Here is a 7,512-nt window from a genome sequence, read left to right as displayed (position 1 = left end):
CCGCGCAGCGCCTGGACGCGCTCGGCGACCACGCCGCCGCGCAACGCGCCCGCCGCGCCGCGGCACAGGCCACCGACGGTTCCGCTGTCGCGCGCGCACAGACCACGCCATGAACGACGCCGCCACGACCGCCGCCGAACGCTACCGCCTGCTGCTGCAGCGGCTGGAAGCGAACGAACGCGAATTCCGCCGCCTCGGCCGCGCCGTGGTCAAGGTGCAGGAGGACGAACGCCGTCGCCTGGCGCGCGAACTGCACGACGGCGTCGGCCAGAACCTCACCGTACTCAAGCACCGGTTGGCGCAGCTGGGCGCGGCGCTCGGCGCGGCCGACGCCGCGTTGCGCGCGCCGCTCGAGGACGCCATCCAGCTGTGCACGCAGGCGCTGGAAGACACCCGGCAGATGTCGCGCTTGCTGCGCCCGCCGATCCTCGACGACCTGGGACTGGAAGCCGCGCTGGGCTGGCTCGGCCGCAGCCAGTCCGCCGCCGGCGCCACCCCGGTCAGCGTCGAGATCGGCCCGCTGCCGACGCTGGACGAAGCGCTGCAGACCCTGCTGTTCCGCAGCGCGCAGGAAGCGCTGACCAATGCGCTGAAGCACGCGGCTGCGCAGTCGGTGCTGTTGCGGCTGGTGGCCCGCGACGGCTGGGCGCATCTGCAGGTGCTCGACGACGGCTGCGGCTGCGACCCGCAGCAGGCGCTGGTGGCCGGCGGCAGCGGCCTGAGCGGCCTGCGCGAACGCCTGCGCCTGAGCGGCGGCAGCCTGCGCCTGCAATCGTCCCCGGGCGAGGGCTGCTGCGTGCAGATCCGGGTCCCACTGGAGGCCGATTGAACGTGATCGCCCTGCACCGCCCCGGCACCCGCGCGGCGCTGCACACGCCGCGACATCCCGCCTGTCGGCGCGCTTGGAGCGCACCGGCATGAGCGCGCCGATCCGGGTCCTCATCGCCGACGACCACACCCTGGTGCGCGAAAGCCTGGTCGCCGTGCTCGACGCGATCGACGGCATCCAGGTGGTGGCGCAGGCCGCCGACGGCATCGAGGCGCTGGCCAAGGCCGAGGCGACCAGCCCGGATGTGGCGATCGTGGACATCTCGATGCCGCGGCTCAACGGCATCGACGTGGTCCGGCGGCTGTGCGAAACCGTGCCGCTGGCGCGGATCTTGGTGCTGACCATGCACGAGGAACACGAATACGTGCTGCACGCGGTGCGCGCCGGCGCCTCCGGCTATCTGCTCAAGGACAGCGCCAGCGCCGACCTGATCGCCGCGGTGCGCAACCTGCACGCCGGCCGCGGCCACTTCTCGCCGCAGGCCGCGCAGGCACTGGTGGCGCAGATGCAGCAGCCGCAGGCGCTGCCGCCCGATCCCTACCGCAGCCTGACCGCGCGCGAACGCGAGGTGTTCCACCTGATCGTGGAGGGCCGCACCACCAAGGAGATCGCGCGGGTGCTGCAGATCAGCGTCAAGACCGCCGAGAACCACCGCTTCCGCGTGCTCAACAAGCTGGGCATGCGCAATACCGCCGAACTGGTGCGCTACGCGGTCCGCCACGGCCTGCTCGACTGAACGGCGCCGCGCACCGGCCGGTTCGGCGCGGCTGCGCATACTCCATACGCCATAGTATCCTGGGCGCCTCGGCCGCACCGCGGCCCTCGTCACGAGCGATCGCATGAGCACCTATCAAGCCCCGTTGACCGATCTCCGCTTCGCGCTGCACGACGTGCTGCAGGTGGAGGCGCTGTTTGCCCGCCTCGGCCATGCCGACGCCAATGCCGAACTGATCGATGCGGTGCTGGAAGAAGCGGCGCGCTTCACCGGCACCGTGCTGGCGCCGCTGAACCGGGTCGGCGACGAGCACGGCTGCACCCTGGACAAGGCCACCGGCGCGGTGACCACCGCGCCCGGCTTCCGCGAGGCCTACCGGCAGTTCGCCGAGGGCGGCTGGACCGGGCTGACCGCCGCCGCCGAGTTCGGCGGCCAGGGCCTGCCGCACACCCTGGGCGTGCCGCTCAACGAAATGGTCAACGCCGCCAACCTGGCCTGGGGCAACTTCCCGCTGCTGTCGCACGGCGCAGTCGAGGCGCTCAAGCAGCACGGCGAGGCCTGGCAGCAGGAGGTGTTCCTGAAGCCGCTGGTAGATGGCCGCTGGACCGGCACCATGTGCCTGACCGAGCCGCACTGCGGCACCGACCTGGGCCTGCTCAAGACCCGCGCCGAGCCCAACGCCGACGGCAGCTGGTCGGTCAGCGGCACCAAGATCTTCATCACCGCCGGCGAGCACGACTTCACCGACAACATCGTGCACCTGGTGCTGGCGCGGCTGCCGGACGCGCCGGCCGGCGCCAAGGGCATCTCCCTGCTGGTGGTGCCGAAATTCAAGGTCGCCCGCGACGGCAGCGTCGGCGAGCGCAACGCGCTGCGCTGCGGCTCGCTGGAGCACAAGATGGGCATCCACGGCTCGGCCACCTGCGTGATGAACTTCGACGGCGCCGAGGGCTACCTGGTCGGGCAGCCGCACAAGGGCCTGCAGGCCATGTTCACCATGATGAACACCGCGCGCCTGGGCGTCGGCCTGCAGGGCATCGGCCTGTCCGAACGCGCCTACCAGAACGCGCTGCATTACGCCCGCGAGCGCCTGCAGTCGCGTTCGCTGAGCGGCGCCAAGCTGCCGGAGAAGCCGGCCGACCCGATCCTGGTGCATCCGGACGTGCGCCGCATGCTGCTGACGGTGAAGGCGCTGACCGAAGGCAGCCGCCTGCTGGCGCTGCATGCCGCCACCCTGATCGACATCGCACACAGCGCGCAGGACCCGGCCGAGCGCGAGCAGGCCGACGTGCTGGTCAGCTTCCTCACCCCGATCTCCAAGGCCTGCCAGACCGAGTGGGCGGTGGAGAACACCTATCACGCCCTGCAGTGCTTCGGCGGCCACGGCTACATCCACGAACACGGCATGGAGCAGCTGGCACGCGACGCCCGCATCACCACCCTGTACGAAGGCACCACCGGCATCCAGGCGCTGGACCTGATCGGGCGCAAGACCGCGTCCAGCCAGGGCGCCGGGCTGAAGCTGTTCCTGGCGCAGATCGAGGCCTTCCTGGCCGAGCACGCCGACAACCCGGCGGTAGCCGAATTCGTCGCGCCGCTGCGCGAGAAGGCCGCCGAGTGGGCGGCGCTGACCAAGCGCATCCTGCAGCGCGCCGCCGGCAATCCCGAGGAACTGGGCGCGGCCAGCTACGACTACGTGTTCTATTCCGGCTACGTGGTGCTGGCCTACTGGTGGGCGCGCAGCGTCGCCGCGGCCGAGGCCTCGGCGCATGGCGAGGCGTTCAAGCAGTCCAAGCGCGAGACCGCGCGCTTCTACTACGCCCGCCTGCTGCCGCGCACGCTGACCCACGCCGCGGCCATCGACAGCGGCGCCGCGCCGCTGATGACGCTGGCCGACGCGCAGTTCTGAGTCGCACATCCAGGTCCGGACGCGGCCCCGGCATGCACGCCGTGCCGGGGCCGCACGGCCCGCCGCGGCCGATACACAAACCGTCACCAATCGGGTATAAGCTGTCTTCCCGATGGAGACAGACACAACAACGCTTGGTCTGATCGATACCGGGGCCTGCGGCGCCTCGGCCGCGGTCCCGTCGCCTGCGGCGTCCCCGTCCCACCTGCCTTCGGTCCGGCTGCTGTCGCTGGACGCGCATGGCCGCGTGCTGGACTGGATCAACTGGCAGGACGCCGCCTGCCTGTACGCACGCGGCGCGGTCGCCTGGACGCTCGGCGAGCCGTGCCTGCATATCCACGGCGGTATCTGTCGCGCCAGCGGCGAGCGCAGCGTGCTGGAGCTGCATCCGATCATCGCCGCGCGCGGCCACGCGCATGCGCGTGCGCTCGACCCCACCCCGACCCTGACCAATACCGCGCTGTTCGCCCGCGACGCGCAACTGTGCCTGTACTGCGGCCAGCAGTTCAGCCGCCCGCAACTGACCCGCGATCATGTGCTGCCGGTGTCCAAGGGCGGCCGCGACATCTGGGAGAACGTGGTCACCGCGTGCTTCCACTGCAATTCGCGCAAGGGCAATCGCACCCCGCAGCAGGCATCGATGCCGCTGCTGGCGGTGCCGTACCGGCCGAGCTGGATCGAGCATCTGATCCTGTCCAACCGCAACATCCTGGCCGACCAGATGTCGTTCCTGAAGGCGCAGTTGCCGAAGCGCTCTAAGCTCTCGTTGTAGCCGCGCGGCCTCACGCTGCCGTCACGCCCGCTGCGACGGATTGCCGCACCCCGGCCAAAACCGGCCATCCACGCGCCCGCGACTGAACGGGTTGATTGCGCGTGCCCGGAATGGAGAGGAAAATGACAGGTCCGCTGAACCTCCATTCCGATGATCGACCCCACCCGCTATCCGCGCCTCTCGCGCATCCAGGTCCCCGCCGAACTGCGTCGCTTCGATGAATCGGAGCTGCCGGCCATCGCCGAGGAACTGCGCGCCTTTCTGATCGAGTGCGTCGGCAAGAGCGGCGGCCACTTCGGCGCCGGCCTCGGCGTGATCGAACTCACCGTCGCCCTGCACTACCTCTACGACACGCCGGTCGATCAGCTGGTGTGGGACGTCGGCCACCAGACCTACCCGCACAAGATCCTCACCGGGCGCCGCGACCGCATCCACACGGTCAAGCAGGCCGACGGCGTGGCGCCGTTCCCCAAGCGCGAGGAAAGCGAGTACGACACCTTCGGCGTCGGCCATTCCTCCACCTCGATCTCGGCCGCGCTGGGCATGGCGGTGGCGCTGCAGCGCATGGGCGACGAGCGCAAGGTGGTGGCGGTGATCGGCGACGGCGCGATGACCGCGGGCATGGCCTACGAGGCGCTGAACCACGCCGGCGGCATGGACCCGGAACCGAACCTGCTGGTGATCCTCAACGACAACCGCATGTCGATCTCCGAGGCGGTCGGCGGGGTCACCAAGATGCTGGGGCGGATGAGCGGCAGCAAGACCCTCAACGCCATCCGCGAGGGCGGCAAGAAGATCCTCGGCGACAAGAAGAGCAACCCCACCGCGCGCTTCGTGCGACGCTGGGAAGAACACTGGAAGGGCATGTTCGTGCCGTCCACGCTGTTCGAGGAAATGGGCTTCCACTACACCGGCCCGATCGACGGCCACGACCTGCCGGCGCTGCTCGGCGCGCTGAAGACGCTCAAGACCCTCAAGGGTCCGCAGCTGCTGCACGTCATCACCACCAAGGGCAAGGGCTACGAACTGGCCGAGGGCGACCAGATCGGCTATCACGCCGTAGGCCCGTTCGATCCGAGCAAGGGCCTGGTGGCCAAGCCGGGCGCCAAGGCGCCGACCTACACCGACGTGTTCGGCGATTGGATCTGCGACATGGCCGCGGCCGAGCCGGCGCTACTGGCGATCACCCCGGCGATGCGCGAGGGCTCCGGCCTGGTGCGCTTCAGCAAGGAATACCCGCAGCGCTACTTCGACGTGGCCATCGCCGAACAGCACGCGGTGACCCTGGCCGCGGGCATGGCCGTGCACGGCGCCAAGCCCGTGGTGGCGATCTATTCCACCTTCCTGCAGCGCGGCTACGACCAGTTGGTGCACGACGTGGCGGTGCAGCAGCTCGACGTGCTGTTCGCGATCGACCGCGGCGGCGTGGTCGGCCCGGATGGCGCCACCCACGCCGGCAACCTGGACCTGAGTTTCCTGCGCTGCGTGCCGCACCTGGTAGTGATGGCGCCGGCCGACGAAGCCGAGTGCCGGCAACTGCTCAGCACCGGCCTGCGCCATGCCGGTCCGGCCGCGGTGCGCTACCCGCGTGGCACCGGCCCCGGGGTCGCCCCCGGGACCACGCTGGAACCCCTACCGATCGGCAAGGCGCAAGTGCGCGCGCAGGGCCACACGGTGGCGCTGCTGGCGTTCGGCGCGACCCTGGCGGCGGCCGAACAGGTCGGCCGCGAGCTGGGCCTGAGCGTGGTCAACATGCGCTTCGTCAAGCCGCTGGACCGCGCCCTGCTGCTGGAGCTGGCGCAGAGCCACGAAGGCTTCGTGACCATCGAGGACAACGTGGTGGCCGGCGGCGCCGGTTCCGGCGTGGCCGAGCTGCTCAACGCCGAAGGCGTACTGCGCCCGGTGCTGCACCTGGGCCTGCCCGATGCGTTCCAGCACCACGCCAGCCGCGAGCAACTGCTGGCCGAAGCCGGCATCGACGCCGCCGGCATCCGCGCCGCGGTGCTGAAGCGCTGGCCGCAGCTGGGCGCCAGCGCACCGCGCACCGCGGCGGGCTGACCCGCCGCGATTGCGAGCAGAGCAACGGCACGGCGGTTGACGCGTGCCGTGCCTGCTTGCGGCATTGCGCACGATGCTTGATGTGCCTCATGCCGCTTCTGATTGCCCCGGCGTCTCCAGCGCGTGACCTAGGGCGTGTCATCAATCCCCGAGCATGCCGCGCCGCGATTGCGCGCGCCTGTGGCAAGGAAGAGCGAGGAAGTGGACGTCCGTCCACGCCCGAGCGATGACGCGGCCATGGGCGCGCGCAATCGCGGCCCTTCGGGTTGGGCCTGGCAGGCGCGCGGCCGGCGCCGCGCGGCTTGACCTGACGGCCAGTCAGGCGCTGCGCCACGCAACGCCGGCCGCGCGCCTGCCAGACCCAACGCGGCATACTCGGGAATTGATGACACGCCCTAGGGCGCGATCACCTCGGCGCCGCTGGCGCGTAGCCGATCCAGCGGCCCGCCCTGCTCCTGCAGGGTCTGCATCGGCAACGCCGCGAAACTGGAGCGGTTCTGCGCCAGGGCCCGTTCGGCCGCCTGCTGCCAGGCCGCCTGCGCACGCTGGCGCACATCGCCCAGGCCCAGCTTGCGCGCGATCGCCGCTTCGCCGACCGCGTCCAGGCAGACCCGGTACTGATCGTTGGCGGGCAGCGCGGCCAGCGTGTCCAGATCGCCTTCGGACCAGGCATTAGCGCGCTGGCGCATCGTCTCCAGGTCGCGATCGATGACCTGCAGGGTGCGCGCGAAACAGGCGCTGTCGTTGAGCGAGGTCGCCCGGAACTCCTGCAGCGCACGCTTGGCGTCGGGCACCTTGACCTCCACCACCACCGGCACGATCGGCACCCTGGCGCGCTTGGCCGCACGCGCGATCACCGGCTGCACGACGCTGCCCAGGCTCAGGCCGGAGGTGCGCATCGCCGCTTCGTACAGCTCCTGCGCCGCGAACACCGGCCGCCAGCGTTCCACGCTGCCGTCGCGGCCCAGGTAGCGCGCCTTCAGCGGCAGCCAACGCGCATACAGCTCCGGCGGCAGCACCTGCTGCAAGGTGCGGTCGTCGGGATTGCGCCGCGCCTTGAGCAAGGACGGCAGCAGCATCAGGCTGCGGAACATGCCCAGGCCCGAGTCCAGGGTGAGGGTCGGCGCCGCGATCACCTGTTGCGATTGGGCGATCACCCGCTCCACTTCGCCCGACTCCCACTGCATGCGCCTGGGCAGCGGCGACACCGTGCCGAGGATCCACAGCAC

6 protein-coding genes are annotated in these 7,512 nt (G+C 70.7%); 5 read left to right on the top strand and 1 reads right to left on the bottom strand.

Annotated elements, in window-relative coordinates; translation table 11 throughout:
• Nucleotides 1-109: 109 nt before the first annotated feature.
• The 5 genes from D183_RS0121905 to dxs all read left to right on the top strand — a co-directional run bounded on the left by D183_RS0121905 (nucleotide 110) and on the right by dxs (nucleotide 6,283).
• Nucleotides 110-829 carry a sensor histidine kinase gene (locus D183_RS0121905; protein WP_017910882.1) on the top strand — a complete coding sequence of 240 codons (720 nt, stop codon included), beginning with the start codon at nucleotides 110-112 and terminating at the stop codon, nucleotides 827-829.
• Nucleotides 830-917: 88 nt separating this feature from the next.
• Entirely contained in the window at nucleotides 918-1,565 is a 648-nt protein-coding gene (locus D183_RS0121900; protein WP_017911263.1) for a response regulator, read from the top strand.
• A gap of 103 nt (nucleotides 1,566-1,668) precedes the next feature.
• A complete protein-coding gene (locus tag D183_RS0121895) occupies nucleotides 1,669-3,453 on the top strand; it encodes an acyl-CoA dehydrogenase C-terminal domain-containing protein (RefSeq protein ID WP_017910880.1) in 1,785 nt (594 codons plus the stop codon).
• Between the two features lie 112 nt (nucleotides 3,454-3,565).
• Nucleotides 3,566-4,225: an HNH endonuclease gene (locus D183_RS0121890; RefSeq protein WP_026143548.1), complete on the top strand. Its 660-nt coding sequence runs from the start codon at nucleotides 3,566-3,568 to the stop codon at nucleotides 4,223-4,225.
• 150 nt (nucleotides 4,226-4,375) lie between these two features.
• Nucleotides 4,376-6,283 (top strand): 1-deoxy-D-xylulose-5-phosphate synthase, encoded by a 1,908-nt coding sequence (gene dxs, locus D183_RS0121885; RefSeq protein ID WP_017910878.1) that lies wholly within the window; start codon nucleotides 4,376-4,378, stop codon nucleotides 6,281-6,283.
• Between the two features lie 395 nt (nucleotides 6,284-6,678).
• Here the strand turns inward: dxs and D183_RS0121880 are convergent.
• Nucleotides 6,679-7,512 (bottom strand): TraB/GumN family protein (locus tag D183_RS0121880; protein ID WP_017910877.1); only part of this gene is annotated, 834 nt, incomplete at its 5' end.

Source organism: Xanthomonas sp. SHU 199 (assembly GCF_000364665.1).
Classification (GTDB): Bacteria; Pseudomonadota; Gammaproteobacteria; order Xanthomonadales; family Xanthomonadaceae; genus Xanthomonas_A; species Xanthomonas_A sontii.
The sequence above is the reverse complement of the archived record's forward strand: the minus strand, read 5'-3'. Positions and strand labels throughout refer to the sequence as shown.